This is a genomic window from Pseudarthrobacter sp. YAF2 (assembly GCF_052113345.1).
Taxonomy (GTDB): domain Bacteria; phylum Actinomycetota; class Actinomycetes; order Actinomycetales; family Micrococcaceae; genus Arthrobacter.
Genome location: NZ_JBFRDA010000006.1, coordinates 158,387 through 183,562, shown reverse-complemented (window position 1 = coordinate 183,562; position 25,176 = coordinate 158,387). Strand labels below are relative to the sequence as shown.

21 protein-coding genes and 1 pseudogene are annotated in these 25,176 nt (G+C 62.2%); 5 read left to right on the top strand and 17 right to left on the bottom strand.

Annotated elements, in window-relative coordinates; translation table 11 throughout:
- Positions 1-6 precede the first annotated feature (6 nt).
- The 5 genes and pseudogenes from AB4Y79_RS08510 to AB4Y79_RS08490 all read right to left on the bottom strand — a co-directional run bounded on the left by AB4Y79_RS08510 (position 7) and on the right by AB4Y79_RS08490 (position 4,297).
- The gene (locus tag AB4Y79_RS08510) at positions 7-423 is read right to left on the bottom strand and encodes an ester cyclase (RefSeq protein ID WP_441860405.1); all 417 of its coding nucleotides are present in this window, start codon (positions 421-423) and stop codon (positions 7-9) included.
- Entirely contained in the window at positions 420-1,001 is a 582-nt protein-coding gene (locus AB4Y79_RS08505) for a flavin reductase family protein (RefSeq protein ID WP_441860403.1), read from the bottom strand. The genes AB4Y79_RS08510 and AB4Y79_RS08505 overlap by 4 nt, the downstream gene beginning before the upstream one ends.
- Positions 1,002-1,046: 45 nt before the next feature.
- The gene (locus AB4Y79_RS08500; RefSeq protein WP_441860402.1) at positions 1,047-1,565 is read right to left on the bottom strand and encodes a flavin reductase family protein; all 519 of its coding nucleotides are present in this window, start codon (positions 1,563-1,565) and stop codon (positions 1,047-1,049) included.
- Positions 1,562-2,872: pseudogene (locus tag AB4Y79_RS08495) on the bottom strand (flavin monoamine oxidase family protein); the annotation flags it as partial. The gene AB4Y79_RS08500 and the pseudogene AB4Y79_RS08495, both read right to left, overlap by 4 nt.
- Before the next feature lie 27 nt (positions 2,873-2,899).
- A complete protein-coding gene (locus AB4Y79_RS08490) occupies positions 2,900-4,297 on the bottom strand; it encodes an LLM class flavin-dependent oxidoreductase (protein ID WP_441860400.1) in 1,398 nt (465 codons plus the stop codon).
- 345 nt (positions 4,298-4,642) lie between these two features.
- Between AB4Y79_RS08490 and AB4Y79_RS08485 the strand changes: the two genes are divergently transcribed.
- The 5 genes from AB4Y79_RS08485 (at position 4,643) to AB4Y79_RS08465 (ending at position 10,253) form a co-directional block, all read left to right on the top strand.
- Positions 4,643-6,007: an MFS transporter gene (locus AB4Y79_RS08485; RefSeq protein WP_235509896.1), complete on the top strand. Its 1,365-nt coding sequence runs from the start codon at positions 4,643-4,645 to the stop codon at positions 6,005-6,007.
- Positions 6,008-6,065: 58 nt separating this feature from the next.
- The gene (locus tag AB4Y79_RS08480; protein ID WP_056393941.1) at positions 6,066-6,923 is read left to right on the top strand and encodes an HpcH/HpaI aldolase family protein; all 858 of its coding nucleotides are present in this window, start codon (positions 6,066-6,068) and stop codon (positions 6,921-6,923) included.
- Between the two features lie 111 nt (positions 6,924-7,034).
- Complete coding sequence (locus tag AB4Y79_RS08475) at positions 7,035-7,871, top strand: IclR family transcriptional regulator (RefSeq protein ID WP_441860398.1); 837 nt, start codon at positions 7,035-7,037, stop codon at positions 7,869-7,871.
- 1,174 nt (positions 7,872-9,045) lie between these two features.
- Positions 9,046-9,321: a hypothetical protein gene (locus tag AB4Y79_RS08470; RefSeq protein WP_441860396.1), complete on the top strand. Its 276-nt coding sequence runs from the start codon at positions 9,046-9,048 to the stop codon at positions 9,319-9,321.
- Positions 9,322-9,494: 173 nt separating this feature from the next.
- Positions 9,495-10,253: an SDR family NAD(P)-dependent oxidoreductase gene (locus AB4Y79_RS08465; RefSeq protein WP_441860459.1), complete on the top strand. Its 759-nt coding sequence runs from the start codon at positions 9,495-9,497 to the stop codon at positions 10,251-10,253.
- Positions 10,254-10,645: 392 nt separating this feature from the next.
- On the opposite strand, the gene ppgK is transcribed toward AB4Y79_RS08465, so the two are convergent.
- From ppgK to AB4Y79_RS08405, 12 genes are all read right to left on the bottom strand, one after another.
- Entirely contained in the window at positions 10,646-11,437 is a 792-nt protein-coding gene (gene ppgK / locus AB4Y79_RS08460) for a polyphosphate--glucose phosphotransferase (RefSeq protein WP_441860394.1), read from the bottom strand.
- A 195-nt stretch (positions 11,438-11,632) separates the two neighbouring features.
- Complete coding sequence (locus AB4Y79_RS08455) at positions 11,633-12,634, bottom strand: sugar phosphate isomerase/epimerase family protein (protein WP_441860393.1); 1,002 nt, start codon at positions 12,632-12,634, stop codon at positions 11,633-11,635.
- Positions 12,635-12,680: 46 nt separating this feature from the next.
- Positions 12,681-13,853 (bottom strand): Gfo/Idh/MocA family protein, encoded by a 1,173-nt coding sequence (locus AB4Y79_RS08450; protein WP_441860458.1) that lies wholly within the window; start codon positions 13,851-13,853, stop codon positions 12,681-12,683.
- 143 nt (positions 13,854-13,996) lie between these two features.
- Positions 13,997-14,275 (bottom strand): hypothetical protein, encoded by a 279-nt coding sequence (locus tag AB4Y79_RS08445; RefSeq protein WP_441860392.1) that lies wholly within the window; start codon positions 14,273-14,275, stop codon positions 13,997-13,999.
- 241 nt (positions 14,276-14,516) lie between these two features.
- Positions 14,517-15,437, bottom strand: a complete 921-nt coding sequence (locus AB4Y79_RS08440) for an alpha/beta hydrolase (protein WP_441860390.1) — start codon at positions 15,435-15,437, stop codon at positions 14,517-14,519.
- A gap of 569 nt (positions 15,438-16,006) precedes the next feature.
- Positions 16,007-16,750 (bottom strand): sugar phosphate isomerase/epimerase family protein, encoded by a 744-nt coding sequence (locus AB4Y79_RS08435; RefSeq protein ID WP_441860389.1) that lies wholly within the window; start codon positions 16,748-16,750, stop codon positions 16,007-16,009.
- A gap of 43 nt (positions 16,751-16,793) precedes the next feature.
- Positions 16,794-17,681: a carbohydrate ABC transporter permease gene (locus tag AB4Y79_RS08430; RefSeq protein ID WP_387449750.1), complete on the bottom strand. Its 888-nt coding sequence runs from the start codon at positions 17,679-17,681 to the stop codon at positions 16,794-16,796.
- On the bottom strand, positions 17,681-18,640 hold the full coding sequence (locus AB4Y79_RS08425; RefSeq protein WP_387449752.1) for a carbohydrate ABC transporter permease: 960 nt from the start codon (positions 18,638-18,640) through the stop codon (positions 17,681-17,683). Before AB4Y79_RS08425 ends, AB4Y79_RS08430 begins: the two co-directional genes overlap by 1 nt.
- A gap of 9 nt (positions 18,641-18,649) precedes the next feature.
- Positions 18,650-19,978, bottom strand: coding sequence for an ABC transporter substrate-binding protein (locus AB4Y79_RS08420; RefSeq protein WP_441860388.1), 1,329 nt, complete (start codon positions 19,976-19,978; stop codon positions 18,650-18,652).
- 67 nt (positions 19,979-20,045) lie between these two features.
- Positions 20,046-20,834 carry a hypothetical protein gene (locus AB4Y79_RS08415; RefSeq protein WP_441860387.1) on the bottom strand — a complete coding sequence of 263 codons (789 nt, stop codon included), beginning with the start codon at positions 20,832-20,834 and terminating at the stop codon, positions 20,046-20,048.
- Positions 20,831-21,913 carry a Gfo/Idh/MocA family protein gene (locus tag AB4Y79_RS08410; protein WP_441860386.1) on the bottom strand — a complete coding sequence of 361 codons (1,083 nt, stop codon included), beginning with the start codon at positions 21,911-21,913 and terminating at the stop codon, positions 20,831-20,833. Before AB4Y79_RS08410 ends, AB4Y79_RS08415 begins: the two co-directional genes overlap by 4 nt.
- A gap of 517 nt (positions 21,914-22,430) precedes the next feature.
- Positions 22,431-24,824: a GH116 family glycosyl-hydrolase gene (locus AB4Y79_RS08405; RefSeq protein WP_441860457.1), complete on the bottom strand. Its 2,394-nt coding sequence runs from the start codon at positions 24,822-24,824 to the stop codon at positions 22,431-22,433.
- Positions 24,825-25,176 lie beyond the last annotated feature (352 nt).

The window sequence follows — 25,176 nt, the reverse complement described above, 5'->3', positions numbered from 1 at the left end:
TTCTGGCTAGGCGTTGCCTGGCCCTAGGTGCCAGATTCCGAGTGCTGAGAGCAGTTCGCGGGGGTCCCAAATGACCCATTCCTCGGCGAGCTTGTCATTTTCGAAGCGCAGGAACGATGCGCCGGTCACGTTGACGCTGCGGCCGGTGGCGGGGACGTCCATGAACTCGCCTTGGTGGGTGCCTGTCGTTTTCCAATGGACTGCCACCTTGGTGCCGTCCTCCACGATGTCCAGGATTTCGGTGCTGGAATCGGGGAACGCGGTGTGCATGGCTTCGATGGTCTTCCTAAGGCTCGCGTAGTCTTCGCTTCCCGATTTGGACCGCCGGACATAGTCCGGTGCCAGCAGCTTTTCGAATGCTGCGAGATCACCGTCGCCCCAGGCGCCGTTCCAGGCTTTGAGGATGGCTTCGCTGCGGGTCATGATGCGCTCCTTGCTGGTACTGATTGCGGTGCGGCCGGTGCTGCGCTTTCGGGCGCCGGGATTTCGATGGGGAGGTACTGTCCGAACTTGCCACCACGGAACAGCAGTGCGTCACCGTTTCCTTCAGTCATGTTGGTGACCGCGCCGACGACCATGTAGTGGTCTCCTACTACGACTTCTGCGGTGACCATGCAATCGATGTAGGCGGTGGCGCCGTCGAGGTGGGGGGTGCCGAGGGGGCCGGGGGTGCAGGGGAGGCCCTCGAACTTCTGCGGTCCTTTCTTCGACAGTGACCGGCAGATGCTGATTTGCTCGTCGGAGAGGATGTTGGCGGTGAACTTTTGCAGTTTGCGCAGTTTCGGCCAGCTTGAGGAGGACTTGTCCACGCAGAACATGACCAGGGGCGGTTCGAGTGAGAGGGACTGGAAAGTGCCCACGACGAGGCCGAGCTTTTCGTCGTCGTCATTGATGCCGGTAATGGCTGTGACGCCGGTGGGCAGTTTGCCCAGGATCTGGCGGTAGAGGGCAGGGGTGATGTCGCTGTCGGGAGTTTTTTCAGCGGCTGGGGTGATATCCATGTCAGGGTTTCCTTGAAAAAGGTAGATGCGGCCACGCAGTGCGGATTAGGAGGCGGCTTCGCGGAAGCTTCCGAAGCGGCCGCCGTGGAAGATGAGCGGAGCCGAAGCCCGCTCACCGGATGTCATGTCCAGCACGCTGGCGATGACGACGATGTGGTCACCGGCGGTGAACTGCTGTTCAATCCGGCAGTCGAACCAGGCAAGGGAGCCGTGGAGGTGCGGGGTGCCCCAGCCCGATTCGGACCACGCAACGGTGCTGAGCTTGTCCTCGCCTTTGGCGGACAGGGCGCGGCAGATTTGATGCTGGTCCTCGGCGAGCAGGCTGACGCTGAAGATCCCGGCCTGGGAGATCTTTGGCCAGCTGGTGGAGGAGTGCATCACGCTGAAAGTTACGAGCGCCGGCTCCATCGACAGCGACGCGAAGGTTCCCACGATCATGCCGTTCTGGGTGCCGGTCACCGGATCTGTGGAGCAGATGGCCGCGACGCCGGTGGGCAGGTGCCGCATGACGGCCCGGTAGGTGACCGGGTCGATGGTCCTGGGGGCGATGGCGGTGGCGGTCATGGTTGTTCCTTCAGTTCTGCGTGGACAGTGCGGCCCGCGCGCAGTCCGCTTTCGATGGCGCCGTCGAAGAATCCGGCCCAGATGTTGGCGATGTCGCCGCTGGCGAAGTGCAGGGCGCCTTCGCTGGCCTGCTGTGCGGCGTGGTACTTGGTGAGTTGGCCGGGGCGCTGGACCAGCCACGTCTCTTCGGCGTAGGGGTCTTCGCCCCACTTGTGACCCGTGACCTCGAGGACTTCCAGGTCGTCCCGCCATACCTTGATCGCTTGCTGGACCTGGTTGATGTCGGTGACATCGATGCGGTTGGCGTCGGCACCGAAGCCCACCAGCACGGCGTCGTCCTTGCCGACGAATTCGGTGCGGATCACGGAGAGCGGTTTGTCCTGGGCGGAGTAGGCGAAGAAGGGCTTGATGGGACCCTTGACCCGGATCCAGGCTTTGACGCCCTGGGATGCGGTTTTTTCCCGGCTGGGTGCGAGCTTGCCTTCGGACAGGGCGGGCTGGACATCGAGCTTGTGCAGCACGTTCTGCGGCAGGGTGATGACCACCTTCTTGGCCGCGATCTCCTGCCCGTCGGCGTAGGACACTGTGGCTCCGTCACTGGTATGGCGCACTGCGTTGACGGGGGCACTCAGGCGGATCTCCGCATCCGTGTCGCCGGCAATCGCGTTCACCAGGGTGTCGTTGCCGTCCTTGAGCCGATAGATCGCCGAGGCCTCGTGCATCAGGTGCCAGTGCCCGGAAGACCCGGCGTTCCAGCGCAGCGCGTTGACGTAGGCGCACTGGTTCAGGGGCGCGTTGAAGTGGCCTACCCAGGCGGCTTCGTTCGCGTTGCGCTCGTCCTCGGAGAGGTCCAGTTTGTCCAGCATTTCCTGCAGGTTGTACTGGTCAACTTCTGTCAGTCCAGGGTTGGTAAGCGGTGCATCGGGACGGGGCAGCCACTTCACGGTGTCTTCGAGCAACCGCGTCATGCCCGGGTCGATCAGCTTCATGAAGTCGTCCAGGTTGCCGCGGCGCACCTCGTCGCCGGCGAGCCAGTAGGTTTCTTCCGAGCGCGGGCCGCGTGAGACCTCGAGCCCGTAGCGGGTGACCTCTGCCCAGACATGGGGCTGGGTCCAGTGCAGCCAGTTTCCGCCGAGTTCCAGTTTCTGGCCCAGGCGGTCTTCAGTCCACAAGCGGCCGCCCAGGCGGTCCCGGGCTTCCAGTACAACTACCTTGTGACCGCGGTTGCTAAGCTCACGGGCGGTGATGAGGCCGGCGAGACCGGCCCCGATGACGACGACGTCAGTTTGTTCAGTCATGGAAAGGTCCTTCGTTGTTAATTCCGTGGTGCGGGATTAGCGTGCGGCGTCGCTCAGGTGCTTGGCGCGCTGGGCCGTTGCTGGGTGGCCGTCCAGCGTGTATTTCTGGCCGAAGAGCTTCTCGCGGAGGGTGACCGGTTCCTGGTCCTCGTCGCGGGCCGGGGCGATGATGCCCTGGGCGCGCAGTTCCGGCAGGGCGAGTTCGATGAATTCCTCCCAGCCGCCGGGCTTGGTGATGTAGCTGAGGTTGATGCCGTCGATGTCTGCCTCGTCGCGCCAGCGGCGCAGTTCCGCGGCGACGGTTTCCGGGGAGCCGATGATCGTGGATCCGGTGCCGCCAACGGCAAGGAACTCGGCGATCTGGCGCGGGGTCCAGTCCCTGTCCGGGTCGGCCTTGGAGAACATGTCCACCATGGACTGTCCTGCCTTGGTACCGACTGAGCGCAGGGGAGTGTCCAGCTCGTACTCGGACATGTCGATGCCGGTCCAGCCACTGAAGCGGGCCAGGACGGCGTCGATGGGCGCATTGTCCACGGCCCTTTGGTACTTTTCCTGCGCTTCCTCGTCCGTGGGTGCCACCACCACGGTGAGAAGGATGACGATCTTGACGTCGCGCGGGTCGCGGCCGGCGTCGGAGACGGCCTGGCGGAGCTTGGCAACGCTGCGCTTGGCACCCTCCACGGATGTGCTCTGGATGAAGACGGCCTCGGCGTGCTTCCCGCCGAACTCCATGCCCCTGGCGGAGGAACCGGCCTGGAACAGTACCGGGGTGCGTTGTGGGGAAGGCTCGCACAGGTGGAAACCGGGCACCGTGAAGTGCTCGCCTGCGTGTTCGATGGGGTGCACCTTTGCCGGGTCGATGTATGTCGCGGATTCGGCGTCGCGGACCACGGCGTCCTCTTCGAAGGAGCTTTCCCAGAGCTTATACACCACGTCCATGTACTCGTCGGCCATGTCGTAACGCTCGGCGGGGGTGAGCTGCTGCTGCTTGCCGAGGTTGCGGGCGGCGGCCTCGGAGTAGGAGGTGACGATGTTCCAGCCGACCCGGCCTGAGGTGAGGTGGTCCAGTGAGCTGAACTTGCGGGCCAGCAGGTAAGGCGGCTCATACGTTGCCGAGACGGTGACCCCGAAGGTCAGGTGCCTGGTGACGGCGGCCATGCCGCTGATGAGCACGGTGGGGTCGTTGATGGGAAACTGTGCGGCGTCGCGGAGGGCGGCGTCGCCGTTTCCGCGGTAAACGTCGTGGTAGCCGACGTTGTCGGCGAAAAAGATCCCGTCGAAGCCGGCCTTTTCCAGCATCTGCGCGATGCCCGTCCAGTACTGCAGGTCGGTGTAGCGGTAGCCCTGGTCCGCATCGTTCCGCCACGACCCGGAAGTCAGGTGAGACGGGGCGAAGACGTCAAAAGCGAAAAGGCTGAGAGGTTCGTTTTTCATGGCAGCGGTGCTTCCTTGGACTCGTGCCGGACAAAGCCGTTACTGGAATGGTGAGCGTTCAATTTGTGAACATTGCGTTCAATCTAGAATGTAAGCCAACTCACTGTCAAGAGGTGACCGTGATAGCGGAGGTGTCGCCGCCGGCGCGACCGCGTCCGGCGGGAGCGCAGGGACTTGTTGCGGTGTAACTCTTGACAGCCAGTGTGGCCCATGCCATATTTTTGATCACGACGTTCGAGAAATGAACGGCCCCCGGTCAATGTTTCGGCCGAAGTCTCCTCTTCGCGCTGATTCCACCGGCGCCTGCATCCCTCCCCAGCAGCACGATCTACAAGGAAGTCCATCGTGAATTCATCTGTAACACCTTCCCGCCGGCTGCCCGTGCAGTCCCTGGCGCCCCAGGACCCGCAAAAAAAGAAGTTCCTGATCAAGCTCAGCGGCGTGATCGCCGGCGGTATGTTTATTGACGGCTTCATCCTGGGCGGCATCGGTCTGGTCATGCCCGCTTTGACGGCTGACCTGAGCCTGTCCGCTACCATGCAGGGGCTTATTGGGGCCTCTGCCCTGATTGGCATCTTCTTTGGCGGCCCCATCGGCGGTTACCTCGCGGACAAGGTCGGCCGCAAGCCGATGTTCATTGTCGACCTCGCGATCTTCCTGGTCGGTTCCGCCGCCCAGTTCTTTGTTGCGGACGCCTGGCAGCTCTTTGTCATCCGCCTGCTCATGGGCATGGCAATCGGGGCGGACTATGCCATCGGCTGGCCGCTTCTTGTCGAATTCTCACCAGCCAGGTTGCGCGGCAAACTCATGGCATTCCAGGAGGTTGCCTGGTACGTGGGGTACCTGCTGTCCTACGCTGTGGGCTACTACATGTCCACATCAATCCACGCCGACTGGCGCATCATCCTGGGCATGAGCACCGTGCCGTCGCTCATTGTGTTCCTGCTCCGGTTGGGATCACCTGAATCCCCGCGCTGGCTCCTCAGCAAGGGGCGTCGTGAGGAAGCGTTTGCCATCGCCCACCAGTTCATGGAGGACGCGGACGTCAAGGATCTGGAGCACGAGAAGTCCGAGAAGCCGAATTTCGGCAAGCTCTTCTCCCCGCAGTACCGAAACTCCACGATCTTCGTCTGCATGTACTGGGTCTGTAATGTCACCCCTTACTTCGCCATCGCCACCTTCGCGCCCATCGTTTTGGAAAGCCTGGGGGTCGAAGACGGCCTGGCAGGAGCGCTGGTGCTCAACGGCGTCGTGGTGGCCGGTTCCCTGGCCGCGATGTTCCTGATTGAAAAAGTGGGACGCCGCAAACTGTCCATCCCGCCGATGTGGATTGCCGCCGCCGCCCTGGTTGTCATCGGCCTGTTCTCCCACATGTCGCCGATGATCATCCTGATCAGCTTCATCATCTTCTCGTTTTTCAACGCAGTCTCAACGGCCCTGACCGGCGTCTATCCCGGCGAGGTCTTTCCGACCGAAATCCGCGGCGCCGGCGTCGGCTTCGCCACCGCCTTCTCACGGATCGGCGCAGCGGCGGGAACGTTCATCCTTCCCCTGTCCGTCGATGGCCTGGGCGTCGGAACCACGATGCTGATCGCCGCAGGCATCTGCGTGCTGGGTGCAGTGATCTCGCAGTACCTTGCACCGGAAACCAAGGGCCTGAGCCTGAGCGACACCTCCGCGCCGCTGGGCAAGCCTGCCCTGCAGCACTAACCATTCAACAACCACCATGGACGCCTGGCCGGGACCTCCCCGGCCAGGCGTCCAAGTAATGCCACCCAACATCATTGAAATCTGCCGAAGGGACACCATGAAGATCTACGGTGAAAGCGCCAACTCCACCAGCCTGCCCACGCCCCGCCTGAACCTCGACGACGGCGGCACCCACCCGGGCGCCTGGGTCAGCTTTCGGGACCCGGCAGCGGTCGACATCCTGGCCGCCGAAGGATTCGATTGGATCTGTATCGATGGCCAGCACGGCGGTGCTGAAATCTCCGAACTGCAGCCCCTGATCGAAGCTGCCCATCTGTTTGGCGTGCCGTCGATCGTCCGCGCACCCGGGCACGAGGCCGGCACTGTTGGCAGGGTGCTCGATGCCGGCGCAGGCGGCATCATCTTTCCCACCGTGGAAGATGCAACCACGGCAGCGGCCCTGATAGCGGCCACCCGCTTCGCTCCACGTGGAAAGCGCAGCTACGGCCCCACCCGTCGCAGTCCCCGCTACCCCAAACCGGTCCCGGGAAACCAGCAGGACGATGCACTGTGCATCCTCATGATCGAAACGGCCGCCGGTCTGGCAAACCTTGACGCCATCCTGTCCACCGGACCCGACGCCGTCTTTGTTGGCCCCTACGATCTCTCCCTCAGCCTGGGGATCACGCTCGAGGAACTCACCGGCGAAGGCGCCGACGGCATCCTCGCCGATGTTGCCCGCCGCTGCATTGATGCGGGCGTAGTCCCCGGCATCTACACCGGGGAGCCGGTTTTGTCCGAAAAGATGATCACACTTGGCTTCCGCTTCATGCCCACGGCGTCGGACAACGGTTTGCTGGCCGTGGCCGCACGTGAGGCCGTTGCAGCATCAGCCCGGTTGGCGGCACGGGCCTCCGAATCAGCTGTAGCGGGGTGACGTCGCCTGATTCCTGAACGCCCCGTTCGCTCTATGGAGGCATAGGATGGTGGAGACAGCCAGTCGGGGCATCATTGCCTTGAGCAGACGTGAACGGAACCGGAGTTTAATGTGGCAACGGAAACAGGCCTGGACGTACAAGCGGTAACAGACGGCGACGATGTCGCGGCCAGCGAGGCAGTAGACCTCACCAACAAGTCCGTTATCAAGGCCACCGTCCTGCTCAGTGAGCTCGGCCGGCACAGGGCAGGCATCACTGTCACCGAACTCGCCCAGGCTGTCGGAATGACGCGCCCCACCGCATTCCGCCTGTTGCTGAGCCTGGAGCAAACGGGGTTTGTTGACCGGGTCGACAACCGCTACACACTGGGCTGGGAGATGGCACGGCTGGGCCGGCTGGCCGACCCCTATACCGGCGCCGTGGCCAGGGTGCAGCCCATCCTGGAGGAGTACGCGGCAAAGCTAAAGGAGACCCTGAGCTTTGCCATGGTGCGTGAAGCACTGGCCTATGACGTTATCGCTGAAGCCTCCGGTTCCCGGTACCTGAACGTCACCATGTATGTCGGTGAAACCTACCCGGTGCACGCCAGTGCAACGGGCAAGCTCCTGCTTGCGGAGATGACCGACGAGGAAGTTATCAAGGCGCTGCCCAAGAAACTGGAAGCCTATACGCCGAGCACCATCACCAAGCGAGACGCGCTCATCCACGAACTGCATACGGTCCGCGAACACGGATACGCCCTGCTCAACAACGAACTCGAAGAAGGACTATTCGTTGTGGCGGTGCCGGTCCGGGACGTGGCAGGCGCCCTGGTTGGCATCGTGTCGGTCAACGGACCAGAGCAACGGCTGAACTCGGAGAGCCTGCCGGACACGATCAATGACCTTCGAATGGCGGGCAAGGACATCGCGAAGGCGCTCCTGGGCTTCGAGCCGGGCGACTCCTGACTGAAGCTCCTTTTGGTGTCACTTGGCGATAAGCCAGGCTGAGTAGTGGGGGGCAATCTGCGGGACGTACCGGCGTTTACCTGCGATTGCTTTGGGGACAGGGAGCTTAGCGGTGCGGCCTATAGCGGGCGAGCCAGACAACCATCGGGGCGGCTCCGTCTCGAACGGAAGTGCGGGCGGCTGTCCTTCAGTGGCGCCAAGCTGTTGCCCTCAGGTCAGCGTGGGGCATCCGCCATGGCCAGCAGATGTTCGAGGGATGGATACTTCCAGCGCACGTATTGGACTGGTATGCCCACGCGCTCGGCCACGAGTCTGTGTGTCAGCCCGCGTCCTTCCATGTCGCTGTTGATTTCCCTCACGCACTGAGCAAGAGCTGCCGTCCTGCGTGCGTCGCGTTCCCGTATTACTTCAGCGGGGTCTCTGCGAGGCTTTTGCTTCTGCTGCCGACGCCAATGGGGTCTGGTCATCCTGCCACGTCCGGAAAGAGAGAACGCTCGTAGCCGGCTGGCTGAACGGGAACAACATGCGGCGTGGCAGACGCAGGTACGATCTGCGACGGCGCGGTGTGGCGGAGGCCGGCAGTGGACTTTTCCCCTCGTTTCATGGCCATCATCTCCGTTGGTGAGGGGTCTTGCAGCAGCAACCCTAGAGCAATAAATTGAACGTCACGTTCATTGAATGAACACTTCAATTGTGGCCCTCCTTACCTTCCATTGCAAGGCCGGAGCGCCCGAAATCTTCCCAGCAGAACGGAATCAGAACATGCCCACATACTCTCGTACTCCACGGCTCCGTCGCACACCCCCGCTCCCCGCACCGGTCCCGGACTGGTCGAAGTTGTCCCGCGGGGACGTGGTGCAAGTGCTCCCCAGGAATGGCCTGAGCGCGGTTGGGCAAATCGACATGCTCTCCCTGGATCGAAGTGTTTTCTGGATCATCCAGGAGGGAGGGCTCGGCCGGCTGCTGGTCTGCAGCGCCGACAAACCAAAGGTTGTCGTTATCGCCCGAGGCGACGCCGAGAAGTAGGAAACCTTTACCGCCCTGCATTGCGCGGCTGGGGTGAGGTATGCCACACTAATGTCACGTTCAATTTACGAACGCAGCGTTCAAAAATATTTACCCGGGTTTTGGGACGGGGTTGTCCTGCAGCCGCCACAAGGAAGGAAAACTGATCATGTCGATCTCCATCGGCCACCGCGCTATTTTCGCCGCTTTCGGCCACCGTTACGCAGCCCCGTCACACCCCCGGGTGCCCTCAATGCAGGCACCGTCGCCCGCAGCGGAAGTCACGGCCTTCGAGGCTGTCCCCTTCGAGGCCGGGGAGCTGAAGTGCTCACCGTGGGAGGGGCTGTACCTCGACCAGGCACGTCCGTTCACCGCAAGCGGCGATGAAGCATTTCCCCGCCGCCAGCTTGACGCATTCCTCACCAACCTGATGTACGGCGAGTAAGTCATGTCCGGCATGCTCTACGCTGACCCGGCGGGTGAGCGCGTTCAGTCATTGGCCGAGGCCACTCAAGATGCAGATGAGTGCGATACCGGAAGCTGCTTCTTTTGCAGTAGCCCGGAAACGGACTAATTCGCTGGCAGCAGACCGACCACCTAAACAGATTGAGCAGAAACATGGAGCTTGAGGGCAAGACAGCTCTGGTGACCGGCGGCGGTCAAGGGATCGGCCGTGGAATCGTAGACTGTTTCCTGCAAGAGGGGGCCCAGGTGGCCGTAGTCCAGCGCAAGCCCCTCGACCCTGACCTCCAAGCCCATCCCTCAGTACTCGCCATCCAAGCGGACCTGGTGGACACAGGCGTCCATTCCTCCGTCGTCAACCAAGCCGTGGACCGCTTCGGCGGCCTCAACGTCCTGGTCAATAATGCCGGCACCATGATCGAGCGCGGCGTCTCCGACATCCTGCCGGAGGAGTGGGACATGATGATGGCACTGAATCTGCGGACCCCACTGTTCCTTGCCCAGGCCGTGCTGCCGTTCATGCGGCAGGCGGGAGGCGGAAGCATCATCAACATCGGCTCAATCGAAGGTCTCGCCGCCAATCCAGAGCACGCAGCATACGCCGCCTCCAAAGCCGGCATCCACGGCACGACCAAGGCCCTCGCCGTGGACCTGGGTCCGGACAACATCAGGTGCAACGCCATCGCACCAGGATGGATCACCTCGGAACTGAGCGAAAACTACCTGCAGTCCCAATCGGATCCCGCCGCCGCGCGCAACGCGCTGCATCGGCTGCACCCCGCGGGCCGCTTGGGCGAGCCCAGAGACGTCGGCGAACTCGCAGTTTTCCTGGCCAGCCACCGCTCAGCCTTCCTGACCGGTGAAGTCATCACGCTCGACGGCGGGCGCACAGCCAAACTACCGCTGCCCTTCTAAGCCGCACCAGGCCAACGACCGGTTAGACGTCCAAGCCCGTCACCACGGCCGCCTGGCTTCAATCGGGGATCCCTGCGCCTTCTGCCTGGGCGCTTCGCCAGGGACTCAAGTTCACCAGGCGGCGGGATTGGCGGGCACGCCAATGACTAGGTAAGCCATGCCAAGTGCTTGTGCTGGCCTGCTGTTCGGATGCATTACCCGACGTCTTTCCAGTGTTGGTCTGTCCATAAAGAAGTCGACCCGCCCGGCTTGGAGATTACGCACAAAGATTGTCCTTGGGTACGGGCGTCGGCTGAGCCCAGCGTCTCAGCGGCCACGGCTGGATTGCCCCATTTCCGGAGCCCAAAACGGGCCGCCCCCGTGTTGGGTTGGGGCGTACTTCAACCTGCACGTTACAACGGGGACCTTGATGGCGGTTCGGCAATTGCATCCGGGTGAAGAGCAGCTATCTGAAGGGCGGCGCCGATGATGCCCGCGTCGTTCCTTAGTTTGGCCGGCACGATCGGGGCATTCAGTTTCAGCCTGGGAAGGTACTCATCGGCGCAAGCCGAGATCCCGCCGCCCACTATGAACAAGTCGGGGGAGAAGAGGAATTCAATGTGAGAGAAGTAGCGCTGCAGGATCACGCTGTATTGCTCCCAGTTCAGGTTGTATCTCTCGCGGGCGACGGCCGATGCCTTGGTTTCCGCGACAATCCCGCCGACCTCGAGGTGGCCCAGTTCAGAGTTGGGTACCAGTTTTCCATCGAATACGAATGCCGAACCGATCCCTGTTCCCAGCGTGATTGCCAGGACTTTGCCATTCACACCTTTGCCAGCACCAAATTTCACCTCAGCCAAGCCAACAGCGTCCGCGTCATTGATGACCTCAACACTTCGATCAAAACGGTCTGTGAAGAGGGCTTGAATATTCAAGCCAACCCACGACGGGTCCAGATTCGCAGCGGAGCGGGCAACGCCATGCTGGACGATCCCGGGGTAAGTAATCCCTACCGGTGCACCCACCGATTGCGCTTCCATTCGCTGCTCCAGTTCCCGGACTACTTCTGCAACAGCGTCAGCGACGGCCTGGGGAGTGCGTTGACTTGGGGTCGCGATATGGACCCTGTCTCCTTCAAGGCGGCCAGTGGTGAGGTCAGTGACGCCGCCCTTGATGCCGGTGCCGCCGATGTCGATACCCATCATCGAAAGTTAGGTCATGCCGATGTTTGCTCCTCTGTTAGCTGTTTTATGAATCTTCCGGTTCTGACGTTTGCGTGGCGCGAACCCGGGCAGGAGCGATCGCAAACGGGCTTCCGGACGAGCAGCGGCGACGTGCGTGCTTTCAGGGTCGGTGACCACACCGCTTGTTGCATCGGCCGTCAGCAGTTCCTGCAACCGTTAGCCGTTGCTGTTGAAGGCGGCGTCGAAGCTGGTTTGTGAGGCGGGGAAGTCGTATTTTTTGAGGTTGGCGAGGGCTTCGGGGGCGCCGTGGAGGCGGTCCATGCCGGCGTCTTCCCATTCCACCGAAATGGGGCCGTTGTAGCCGATGGCGGCCAGCGCCCGGAAGGAGGTTTCCCAGGGGACGTCGCCGCGGCCTGCGGAGACGAAGTCCCAGCCGCGGCGGGGGTCTCCCCAGGGCAGGTGGGAGCCCAGGACGGTGTTGCGTCCGGTTTGGCGGATCTTGGTGTCTTTGCAGTCCACGTGGTAGATCCGGTCTTTGAAGTCCCAGATGAAGGAGACGGGGTCGATGCCCTGCCACATCATGTGGGAGGGGTCCCAGTTCAGGCCGAAGGCTTCGCGGTGGCCGATCGCTTCGAGGGTCCGGTGCGTGGTCCAGTAGTCGTAGGCGATTTCGGAGGGGTGGACTTCGTGGGCGAAGCGGACGCCGTGTTCGTCGAAGACGTCCAGGATGGGGTTCCAGCGGTCGGCGAAGTCCTGGTAGCCGGCGTCGATGACTTTTTCGGGGACGGGCGGGAACATGGCGACGTATTGCCAGATGGCGGAGCCGGTGAAGCCGACGACGGTGTCCACGCCGAGTGCTTTGGCGAGCCGGGCGGTGTGTTTCATTTCCTCGGCGGCGCGTTGGCGGACGCCTTCGGGGTCGCCGTCGCCCCAGACCTTAGACCCGACGATGGCTTCGTGGCGGAAGTCGATGGGGTCATCGCAGACGGCCTGGCCTTTGAGGTGGTTGGAGATGGCCCAGACCTTGAGGTTGTACTTGTCCAACACGGCCAGCTTGGAGTCGACGTAGCCGGGTTCGTCCCAGCGCCAGGCGTCCAGGTGGTCCCCGGAGACGGCGATCTCAAGGCCGTCGTAGCCCCAGCCGGAGGCCAGGCGCGCGACTTCTTCGAAGGGCAGGTCGGCCCACTGGCCGGTGAACAGGGTAAACGGGCGGGGCATGCAGGGCTCCTTGGTCTTGGGGCTGGCGGCGGCTGGTGGCGGGGCGCTAGTGGCGCACGACGGTGAGGGTGCTTTTGTTGGCCGCGGATTCCTCCACGGCGTCCAGGACGTACTGGACGTTCAGTCCTTCTTCGAACGACGGCGAAGGCTGGGTTCCGTCCCTGATGGCCAGCAGGAAGTCGCGGACCTGGTGGGTGAAGGTGTGTTCCCAGCCGATGATGTGGCCTTGCGGCCACCACGCCTCCAGGTAGGGGTGTTCGGGTTCGTTGACCAGGATGCGGCGGAACCCCTGCTCACGGACCGGAGCTGTTGCGTCCAGGAAGCGAAGTTCGTTGAGGTTTTCGAGGTCGAAGGTCAGGGCGCCTTTCGTGCCGTATACCTCGATCTGGAGGCTGTTCTTCTGGCCCGTCGCCACACGGGATGCTTCGACGGAGGCGCCGATGTTTCCAGTAAGCCAGAAGGTTGCCCACGCGGCGTCGTCCACGGTGACGTCCTCCAGGCCGTCCGGGCCCGGCCGCTGGGTGACGAACGTCTTCAACACCCCGGAGGCCTCAAGGATGCTTTCCCCGGTAAGGAACTGGATCTGGTCGATGGCGTGGGAGGCGATGTCGCCCAGGGCGCCGGAGCCGGCGGTTTTCCTCCGGAGCCGCCAGGTCATGGGGGCCTGGGCGTCGCCGAGCCAGTCCTGGAGGTAGGCTGCGCGGACGTGCCGGATGGTGCCCAGGCGTCCCTCGGCGATCAGTTCCCTGGCCAGGGCCAGGGCCGGGACGCGCCGGTAATTGAAGCCGATCATCGACTGCACCCCCCGGGCGCGGGCCTTGGCGGCCGCTGCGGTCATGAGTTCGGCCTCGGCCAGGGTGTTCGCCAGGGGCTTCTCCACCAGCACGTGCTTGCCTGCCTCCAGCGCTGCGATGGCGATCTCGGCATGCATCCAGCCCGGCGCGCAGATATCCACGATGTCGATGTCATCCCGGGTGATCACCGTCTGCCAGTCCGTAGCCGACTCCGCCCAGCCATACCTGGCGGCGGCCTCGGCCACGGCGCCCGCGTCCCGGCCCACGAGCACCTTCTGTTCGAAGGCCGGAACATCGAAGAAGCTGGCCACGTTCCGCCACGCGTTCGAGTGCGCCTTGCCCATGAAGGCGTAACCGATCATCGCAACCCCAAAGGTACGTCGGCTTTCGAGCGGGAGTTCAGCGAGGCCTGAGCGAGACGGCATGGTGCCTCCAACGTCGGTACCGATCAGCGGCGTGTTCTTGTGTGACTTCTCGTCCAAAAGACTTCCTTTCGATGCAGGAGCGTGGAGATAGGGGAGGCCGGCAGGGCGACAGTGTGCGCGGAATCGGTGCCGATCTGGTTGTGTCAGTGGCGCTTTTCATGGATGGTGCCGCAGGGCACGCTCGGATCAATCTGGACGGTGTACAAGTCGACGTCTTGCTGCGTGACGAGGATGCCGTGCCTGTGTTCGAACGCGGCAGGTATCAGTTGGTCGACGACTTCGTTGATTTTCTGGTCCCGGCTCTGTGTGTCGTCCTCCGTCGTGACCTGAACAGAAAGCGAGAGCGGTTGATGACCAAACAGGTCGCTGGGTGTGATGAGGCTCTCCTCGTCGGTGGGCGGCCGTTGGGTGTCGTGGAACATGTGCCCTCCTGGGCTGGTGAATTAGCTGGCAGGGGAATGGACGAACAGATCATCTGCCTTGAGTTCGGGCCTAGGACCCCTTGGCGCCGGCAGACGATCCAGCCTCAGGATGACTGCCATTGCGCGCAGGCCGTTTTGGTGACGCTCAATCGTGGCGAGAACTCACAGGCAGGCTGATCTCTAGGACGGGCCGGAGCCCGGGATTGCTCATCAGTCAACATGGAGAGGGGACCTGGGGTGGTCACCGCGTTGAGGTCTCCGTGCTCGCCGACGAGCTATCGGCAGATCGACCGTAAGCCCACGGTGAGGTAAGCCACTCAATCATGCGATTGATGCTGCGCTGGGCACCGATCGTCGTCGGTTCGTTGAGGTGTCCGTGCTCTGTTCCGTGTTCCCTGACGGTTAACAAGTCCACGCCCGCGCTAGCGAGTTCGGCGGCAAAGGCGTCGCCGGATGCGCGGATGGTGTCCACGTCCGAGTTGAGGATGAACGTGGGTGGGAAGCCGGAGAGATCATGCCCACCAGGGAACGCGTAAGGGTCGCCCAACTGCTTGGGGGCGCCGTTCACATAGTTCAAAGTCAGCCCTGCGACGCCTTCCGGTGTTAGGGGGATGCCAGGGGCCGGTGTTAGTTCGGCGAGCTTTGCCTTCAGTTCGCTGCGGAACTGCGGCAATTGAGGGTGCAGGAGAGGGTAGGCCAGTAGCAGCCTGGAGGGCATGACGAGGCTCTGATCGCGCAGACGCAGAGTCAATCCTGCTGTGAGGGTCCCCCCTGCGCTTGCTCCACCCAGTGCCCAGCCGGCGGGACTCTGCGAATGCAGTTCTGTGTTCGCCCAAGCGAGGACAGCCTCTATCTCGTCGACCGCTGCGGGGTAGTAGGCGTTACCGGCGCCCGGTTCGGCGCCGAGGTCGAGGGCCCACTGAGGGACCGGAGCGAGTCGGTAATCTACTGCGACGACGGAAATCCCGGCCTCGGCCAGGCTGGTGGCGACCCAGTCGCTCTCGGCCATGTCGAGGTCGCCGTAAATGTAAGATCCCCCGTGGCACCACACCACGCCGACCGGCTCGGCGCGGGACGTCGATGGTGTATAGATGCGGATCGGGATTTCCCCGTGCGGCCCTTGGAGTTGTCGGTTCTCGATGTGGACGGTGTGGTCTGTCATGGTCTATTCCTTTCTGGGCGCGGGCGGGGGGCGCACTGCGCGGATCCGGACGGTTGTACGCCTGGACTTGAGCTCGCGCAAGAACATGCTTCCGAAACCAGCACTTTTATAAGGCGAGTCGGATATAGGTTCCTGGCAGATTTTCTGCAATGCGCCTGGTCGACGCTCCGTCGTGCATCAACCACAACAGGGATCCATCGCTCGTAACGTCATCCACCCGGCCGTGGTCAATCAGCCGTCCATTCCTGAAAATTTCAATGTCTTGATTCTTGAGTGTTATCCAGTCGTCGACAGGCTTCCATGGGGCAGGCACGTAGGTTGTCTTTGACTGGGAATCAGGCAACGTAGGTCCTTGATCTGCGCGGAGGAGGTCCACCGAAGCGTCTGCTCGATTGCCGTGCGTCGAAGTAACGTACTCTGGCGCGCCGGAAGCTGGACTGCGTACTGCCCGTGAACGCATATCCGGCTCTCGGGGCTCATCGGTGCTGGGAATGTATTGAGTTGCTTCTAGACGGTTCCCACGGGCCCTGTGTGGCCGAGGTGCGGGAGGCGGGCCAGGGCAATAGCGGTCATGCGCCCGGTTCTTCGACGCTGGACAGGTATGCCAGGGACCTGCTGATCCCCTCAAAGAGGTCCCCCGAGTAGTCATCAAATTCGACTACACCTGTTTCCAGTGATGTGGCTGCCCGGAGGATGGCCGGGACGTCCATTGCTCCCTCGCCGGCAGGGAGCTGGGCCGTCGTGTCGATACTGATCGGGCCGTCCTTGATATGGATGAACTTCACCCGGTCACCGAGCCGTGTCAGCAGATCAGCGGCATCTTGCCCGGCCACAGCCGCCCAATATGTATCGACTTCCAGAACAACTTCGGGCTTCAGCTTGCTGGCGAAGTACTCGAGGGCCGTGTCGCCGTCGATGGTGCTCTCCAGTTCCCAGGCATGGTTGTGGTACCCAACGCGGATGCCGTACTTGGCCCCTTTCCGGGCCGCAACGTTAAGTTTCTCCGCTGTGGCCAGGATGCTTTCTGGGTCCTGCCAGTGTTCTGCCGGCAGGAACGGATCGATAACTGTCGTGATGCCGAGTTCCCTCGCCGCGGCGAAGATCTCATCCTGGTCCTGGCTTAAAAGCGGGGCGTGGCCGGAAGGAGCCGTGAGGCCGTTTTTCTTCAACGCGGCGCTGAGCTCTTTGACTGTAGCCACGAAGTTGTACGGTTCCACTTTCTTGAAGCCGATAGCAGCGACTTTCCTGATGGTGCCAGGCAAGTCTTTCTGGAGGGAATCGCGAAGCGTGTACAGCTGGAGGGAGTAGGACATGTTTTCCTTTGACGATTTTCTTGCGTCGAGCTTGTCGCGTGTGTCAGCGTCCGGCGAGGGACCCGCCGATTCCGCCGACGCTGAAGTACCTGTTCAGGGTGGCGAAGACGATGATTGGCGGGACCATCATCACGACGGCCAGGGCCATGACTGAACTCCAGTCGGTAAGGTTCTGCTGGAAAAATGACTGGACACCCAGTGGCAGGGTGATGATCTCGGTTGATCGAAGGAACACGATGGCCACGAGGTAGTCGTTCCATGCGAGCAGGAAGGAAAAGATCGCTGTGGAGAGCACTCCTGGCAGGGAGTTGCGCAGCACGACCTGGGTAAAGGACCCGAAGACCGAGCAGCCATCGATCCAGGCTGCTTCCTCCAGGCTCATCGGAATGGAGTCGAAGTACGCGGCCATCATCCATGTCGCCACGGTCATCGTGGACCCCACATAGATGATGGTCAGGCCCAGAAGGTTGTCCACCAGCCCCATCCCGGCGAACAGGATGAACAGCGGTACCACGGAGGTGATGATCGGCAGGGACTGCATGACAAACAGGAGCAGCGAGTAGCCGGAGACTGCCTTGCTCCTGCCTCGGGAGAGGACATAGCCGGCCGGTGCCGCCACGGCGACTGATACAACGACCGTCGCCAACGTGGTGATCAAACTGTTCTGCAACCAGGTGGTGGCGAGTGTTTGGGAGAAGATGTAGCCGAAGTTCTCCAGAGTAAGGCCTGTGGCAGTACTAGTCCGTCCTGGTGTTAAGGACAGAACGATCGTGACCATGATGGGGATAAGGACGATGGCGGTGAGGAGGAGAACCAGGACGAACCTCCACCAACGCCCGCGCGAACCGGCTTCAGGAAGCACAGGGGGTTTGCTTGTGGCTCGCGGAAGCCGGCGGCCAGCTTCCGTGGGGGTATGCAGTACTGCATTCATTATTCGATGCTCGACTTTCGGATCTGGCGGTAGAGAATGACCGACACCACGACGAGGGTGAGAGTCATGAGGAAGGCGATAGCTACGCCCGGGCCCGTCTGGAAGTTCTGAAAGACGGTGCGGTAAGCCAAAACCACGAGGGAAGTAGTCGCATCGACGGGACCGCCACCGGTGAGGAGGTAAATGGTGGGGAAGTCATTGACACAAAAGATCGTCATGAGGATCCAGCTGATGTAGGTCGAGCGGGAGATCAGCGGGAGAGTGATCTGGCTGAACTGCTGCCACCGGCTGGCTCCGTCCATGCTGGCTGCCTCGTAGACGGAAGTGTCCACGGATGCCAAGGCTGAGGATGTCATCATCATCATGAACGGGAAGCTGACCCACACCTTGAAGATCATGACGGTAACTGCGGCCAAGGTAGGGTCGGCCAGAAATAAGGGGGTACCCAGGCCGAGGCCGCGGAACAGTGCAGGGACAGGACTGTCGGGCGTCGCCACCAGCCAGTTCCAGGCGGCTGCGGAGACGACGATAGGCACTACCCATGGCAGGAGCAGCAACACCTTGAAGACTCCGTTTGCCGGGATCTTGGTGCGCAACAGCAGGGCCAGTCCCATTCCGACAAGCCAGGAGCCGAACACCCCGACGAGGGTGAACAGCACGGTGAATCGGGCGGCCTTCCAGAACGCCGACGACGAGAGCACACTTGCAAAGTTCTCCCCACCGATGAACTTGCCGGTTTCGATCAGGGAACCGTCATGTGTGGCTTGCACTCCGGCATAAATGAGTGGATAGGCATAGATGAGGACCAGGAGGACCACCGAGGGCAACAATAGCCAAAAGAAGGTCCGGCGGGTTTGGGTACTGAGCTTGCTCTTGCGGTTTCCCGGCCTGCCGGGCCCGCCGGGGGATACGCCCCGGCGGGCCCGGTCCAGGCCAATGCGGGCAGTGGATGAGGACACGTTTCAGCCTTACTTTTTCATTACTGATTCAATGCCGGACTGCAGGTCCCGCAGTGCGCTCTTCGCATCGGTCTTACCGCCAAGTACCGTCTGCGTGAACTGGCCAAGGAACTGCCCACCTTCAACAGCTGCCAGCGCTGCGAAGAGCCTGGTGCCTTGGGCGCTGAACGTCTTGGAGATCGGCTGCCAGTCCTTGATGATCTTGACGTTGTTGGCATCCTTCTGGAACTCGGGAAGCTCTGTGATGGATTTGAACACCGGCATGGCTCCCACCACACCCTGCTTCCACAGTTCCTTCAGCTGGCCCAGGTAGTAGACGAGGAACGCCTCAGAAGACTCCTGCGACGGGGTGTTCTTGTACATCATGATGTTGTTGCCATACGTGAGGGTCGCTTTGTCGCCGTGTGGGCCAGCGATCGGATCGGCGACCAGGATGTCACCTGAGGTGTCCCCGGTGCGCTCGGTAAGGCCAGGAGAGTGGAGTCCGAAGGCAATCTTCTTGTCTTTCCACTGGCTGGTGAGGCTGTCCTCGTTGTAGCTCACTGCGGCCGGGTCCACGATGCCGTTGGAGACGAGTTCGCGGATGAACTCCACGGCCTCAACGTTTCGGTCATTGAGGGCATCCGGCTGGCCGTCCTTGGTAAACAAGCCACCGCCGTTGTTGAGCAACATCTGGACCACGGACTGGGTTCCGATGTTGTTGCCGGCTCCGGCGCCGGTACCGAAGCCGAACGCCCCGATTGCTTTGAGTTTCTTGCCGGCTTCCAGCAGTGTGGGCCAGTCCTTGGGAAGTTCAGCTCCGGCCTGCTCGAAGAGTGACTTGCGGTACCAGAACACCCGCGGATCCAGCTGCCAGGGAATGGCGATGTAGCCCTTGTCGGACGCAAAGGGTTCGAGCACGCCGGGGAGGAAATCATCGAACATGCCGTTCTTTTTGAGTTCCTCGACAACTTTGTCGGCGTAGGCGATCTGGTTCTGCTCTTCGAACTGGAACGCCTGGAATCCGGCACCGGTGGATACTGCCGGCCCCGTCTTGGAGGCAATGGCCGAAGAGAAGGTCTGGTAGTAGTTGTTCCACGGGATTGACTGATAGGTCGCTCGGGCTTTTCCACCTTCGGGTGCATACGATTCCGTGATTTTCTTGGCTGCATCCGTGTACGCGGCTGGACCCCATGGCATGTCCCAGAACTTCACGGTGCCCCCGGCGCCCGAACCTCCGCCCTGGGAGGATCCTGCGCCGCAGGCGGCAAGAAGCGGAACTGCGGCAGCTGCCGCGGTGAGTCCAAGGAAGCCGCGGCGTGAGACTGATGTGGCGGTAGTGCTGTTGGGATTCGTCATTGTTCTTTCCTTTTCTGGCCTGGTGTCCCGGGCCTTGCTCTTCGTTGAGATGGATGGGTTGGGCCTGCTAGGGGTATGCGATCGCGGTTCGGAATTCCGCGAGGTCCGGTGCGGTGGAACCGCTGGCAGCCAGGGCTGCCAGGCGTTTCCAGGTTGCGCGGTGGGATGATTCGTAATGTGCTGGAGAGATCAGTGCACCTTGGGGGTCTGTTCTCTTCAGCGTTGCCGGGCGGGCTGTGTCAGGAGCAGGGATCGAGAGGTCGACGCAACCGTTCCTGGTCAGCATCCGGACACGCACGTCGTTGTTCAAAGCGTTTGAGACTACGGCCACTATGGTCAGGGGCGTCCCCGATCCGGTGAGGGTGGCAGCAACGGCAAAACCGTTCTTGTTGGTGCGGAGAGTGCGAACGGCATCAAGGGGTCCCAGAAGTCTCGCGGCCAGCACCAGGAGTTCGGCCCTCACCTGCACGATGGGAATGCTGTCGCGTATGTATGCGGTTACTTCAACCAGGGCGCTATCAGGCGCTGCCTGTTGGTAGACCTCCACTGCGTGGGCTACGGCAGGGTTGGAAGCCCAGCGGAAGCCGAGCACCACGGGCACCGACGTGCTGGCCGCAATTCGTTCAAGGGACTGCGTGTCGCCTGGTTCCGGCGCGATCACCGCGACCCCGGCCGCACCTTTGGTGATGGTTTCGGCGGCTCGATGCGCCCAACCTTTCGTGCCGGAGACGCCCCGCAGCGCAGCCGTACCGGCCTGTCCCGAGGCCAAGGACATGGGCAGGGACGCGATGACAGACGAGACCGCGCCAGTCTGAGCGGCGCCGTTCTCCGCATGAACGTCGAATGTGGTTCTCATGCTGCGGCCTCTTCTCGTTTCAGTGCTGCTGACGCCGCCGCGTCGGCTGTTGCGAGTGCAAATTGCAGGTCCTGGATCAGAGTGTCGGCGCTTGGAGGATTGGCTTCGCCCCGTGCCAAGAGGGCAAGGAACTGCCATTCCCCTTCGTAACCATTGGCGTCAAAAGGGCCAAAGACTTGGGTCTTCTCGCCGTCAGACAGTTCGGCCACGGCGGATCCGGCCTGCACGTAGGAGGGTGTGAAAGTCACCTTCAGTGCTTGGGTGTCACTTATCGCTTCGAATGTCCATTCAGGTTCCCAGTTGTCGGACATGACGGCCTGAAGATCAATGGTTCGGCCACTGGCCTGGGCGACTATTAGGTAGCCGAACGGCTTCAGTGCCTCGGCGCGAAGTACCTCGAGATCGGTGAACGACGGTACGAATCGGCGCACCAGCGGAAGGTCGTGGATCGCCAGACCCATCACGCCTCCGCGGATCGAGCCCTCCAAGACCGCGGGATCGCGAAGGTCAGGAGCCGGGGGAGTGGCCGGGCGGGCAACGACCTCCGTGGCGAAATCCTCAAATCGGGGATTTGGAGGCAGCACGATTGATGACCGCAAGGTGTGTGCTGTCTCGGCCAAGTCGCCCCAGGCTTCAACCGCTGCTGCCCACCCCGGGTCGAAAGTGTGCATCGCGCCCACAATGATTGGCACACCGGTCTCGGCAGAAACGTCCGAGATCCGGGCCGCTTCTTCACCGCTCATGGCAAATGGCTTTTCACACAGGATCGCGCGCTTGCCGGCCCGGCACGCGGCGATGACCTGCTCGGCGTGGAACTGGTGCGGGCTGCAGATCACTACTACTTCGACCTCCGGGTCTGCCAGCAGCGCTTCGACGCTGGTGGAAAAGCGTGCGCCTACACGTCCGGCAACTGATTCAGCAATGCCCTCGTCAACGTCCATCACATGGGCGACAAAGAATGTTCGGGTGAGCCTGGCCAGGGTGGGTAGGTGAATTGCCTGCGTCACTGGGCCTGCTCCCAGTATTCCGACGCCTAAAAGCGCAGGTGCTGTTGTCTCCTGCTGTTCGACAGCGGACATGTGCATCTCCTCATTGATCTGAACACTTGCGTCACCCGGTGTGGGCTAGGCCACTCGAAAACGAACTGGTCGATTACTTTTCACCAAATATAAACAGGTGTTCTGAATTTGGCAAGAGCGCGACGGAGCTTGGTACGGAGGGATGTAACAGGTGGTCGTCAGCTTCACTCAAGAGCCCGGACCGTAAAGGTCGTCCAGCGGTCCCGGCAAGCCGTCGATGCCGCCGCATGAAAATTGTCCCGACATGGGGGCGGGCAGGCCCCGTGAGTCACATGCCCGAGGAAGTTGGCGTGATGGAAGCAGGGATGCCTGAAGGAATACTCGTCACTGCGACGCTCGTACGTTCATGCCAGGTCGAACTAAGGCATGAACGGCTTTTCGATACTGGCCGATGAAGTGCCGGCATACCGCATCCGACGGTGGCCCGAACCTTTGACTCACGGACGGGATGAGAACGCAGGGTCTCGGCCCCGACCCTGCGTTCTCAGTTTGGTGCACGCCCGTTAGGTCTGCGCTGTCACTGGCGGCGGGCCGACGCGTACGTGTCCCAGGCGGCCAGGGCTCGCACGTAGTAGGCCGCCCGGTAGGTGGTGGTGTCGTAGCCGTTCCACGCCTCGGGGGTATTGAAGGCGTAGGCGCCGCCAGCGGCCGCGGTGGGGCTGTATATCTGGTGCACCAGACCCTCCGCGAGCTCGTTTCCATCGGCGACCAAGTCGGGTCGTCCGAGTCGGTGGCCTTCCCGGATGAGCGTTCCGGCGACCTCGAAGTTCGTTCCAGTCCACACCTCTGCCGCTTGGAAACCGACTTCCCTGGGCCGGTTGGGCAGGAATGGGTAGGGCTTGCCCCCGCTCGGGACGAGGTTCGGCGCTCCGAGCGTATGCCCTGTGGAGTCCTTCACCTGCGTGAGAAGGTCAAAGGTGTTCGTCAGGTGCGCGGCCATGCGTTCGGGCGGATTGATGTCGGGCAGCGCGAGCTGCTCGGCCACATGCTGAGGCCACAGCACGTCGACGAAGACGTCGGAGGATCTGGCGCCTGCATCGGTGAACTTGTAGTAGCTCCCGGTCCAGAACGCGGCCTCGTACGCGGCCTGGGAACTGGCCCGCGTGTGATTGAGGGCGTCGACATTGACCGCCGAGGCTTCGGAGATCCCGAGCCGTTTAGCGTCCTGAGTAGCGGCTGCCATGATCTCTGTGGCCAGGATGTACAGGCCGGAGTTGTAGACCCCGTGCACTCCGCCGGATTGCCCCATCACGTCATAGGTGCTGGCGAAGACGGCCGGCTCCGTGGGAAGCGTGTCTCCCTGCGGTATCCGGGGTTGGACGTCGTGCGTCCATGCACGCAGCATCGCCGGATATGTCTCGCGCAACAGAGAATCGTTGCCCGAGCTGCGATACGCGCCGTACGCGCGGAGGAGGTACTTGACCGGACGGTCGAAGAAGGTATCTTCGGGTGCGGCTGGGCCGGTAGATTTCTCCCACAGCAGCCACGGCGCGCTCAGCTGCCACCAGATATAGCCGTCGATCGGCGGATTGAAGCCCGGGCTGCCGGGCGCCCGGCCGTTGGGGTCTTGGGCAATCATCTCGGACGTCGCGCGGACAGAGTCGGCTTCGATGGAGGGAAACAGCTCACGCAGGGCAATCGCCATCTGACCCTGGACGTCGACCTCCCCGGCGTCGGCCCAGCCACCGCCCGTGAGCGTGTGAAACAGGTGGGTGCCAGGGACTGCCGCGCCTACCCGGGGTACGTCGCTCTGGTGTGGAGTGGAGACGAGGCCGGATTCCCAGAAGGAGCCGTTGAACGTGAGCTGATTGAGTTCGTTCAGCGCGGCCATGCGGACCGCGGGCGACACCGTGTCATCGAGCGCTACCGGCTTCCACCAGCGTTCCACCGCTTCCTTTGCCTCGTCCACGCGTGCGAGGTTCCGCGCAGCGATGGCAAAGCCCTGGTTGCCGGGATAACTGCCCGGGACATAGTTGTTTTGCGCGTCTTCACGCGCTCCGTAGAAGGAGGTGTAGCGCCGCATCCAGGATGTGTCGCCCGCAGTACCGAAAGTGATCTGGGGGAAGTCCCAGGCCAGGACGAAGTGAACGGTTTGCGTTTTATGGGCCGGCAGGTTCATCTCAACTGCGAGGGCGCTGGCGGAGTTGCTGCCGTCGAGGGCCGAGTTGGGGAGACTGCCGGTTGCACTGAAGGGGGTGTAGATGTCAGAGCCGTCGCCGTCGGCGTTCCAGGATGTTGCGTAGGTGACTCGCTGTCCGGGTTCACTTCGCACAGCAGTGGTCCACTCGCTGTTCTGCGAGTCTGCGGTGTTAGCGGGGCTGGAAGCCCCCAGTGTGATACCGGTGATTTTGTTACTGTGATCCTCGGTCTCGCGGCTGGTGTAGCCGGTGCGGACACTGGGAACGGAGCTGGGGGTGTTCTGTACTGTGCTGCCCACGTGTGCTGGAGCATTGGGGAAGGTGAACATGGTCGACACGTTCGTCGGCTTGCTCGTTTCGTTCGTGAGTTCCACATCGAAGTAGGCCACGGGCTGGGATGAGGATTCGTCGTTGCCGGCCACGATTGGTGTCCAGAACGTTGTTGACACGGATGTGGAGGGTACGGGGTCGGCGTAGTCGATGCGGCCGAAGGGGTAGAGCGCACTGTATGTCCCGCTCCCAGCGTCCAGGATCGACCAGGCAGGGAGGACGGACCCGAACTCGGAGCTGTTGACGGCGAGCGTCTTGGTCGTGGCAGTTTGGCCTGGCTGCTGTTCACGAATGTGTATCGCGGCCTGGGGCAGGATGCGCTTCTCGTAGTTCGTGTTTGTGGACCCGCCCATGTTCCATGGACCGAAGGTCCCGGCCTGATTGATCATGAAAGAACCTGCTCCGAGTCCGCCGAGCGGAATCCCGAGGCCGGGCTGAGCCATGGGGTTGCCGAGCTGGAACGGCGAGGTATTGGGTTCGGAGGTATCGCCTGCACAGCGTTGCCAGTCGTGAGTGCTGCATGGGGTGCTCCCGATGAGTCCAAGAGGTCGCTGGTATGCGGCTTCACCCAGGGCAGAGGGCTCCGCCGGTTGCGCGGTGGGTGCCAGCGGTGGCGACGCGACGGCTGGTGCGATGGCCGTGGCTGCTATGCCGGCTGCGACGGCAACGCCGGTTAGGCGTCGGGTGTGGCCTTTAAACAAGGTTGGTTTTTTCATCGGGCTGTTATCTCGTGCTGTTCGAGAGCGGACATGTACATCTCCTCATTGATCTGAACACCTGTCTCACTGGATGTGC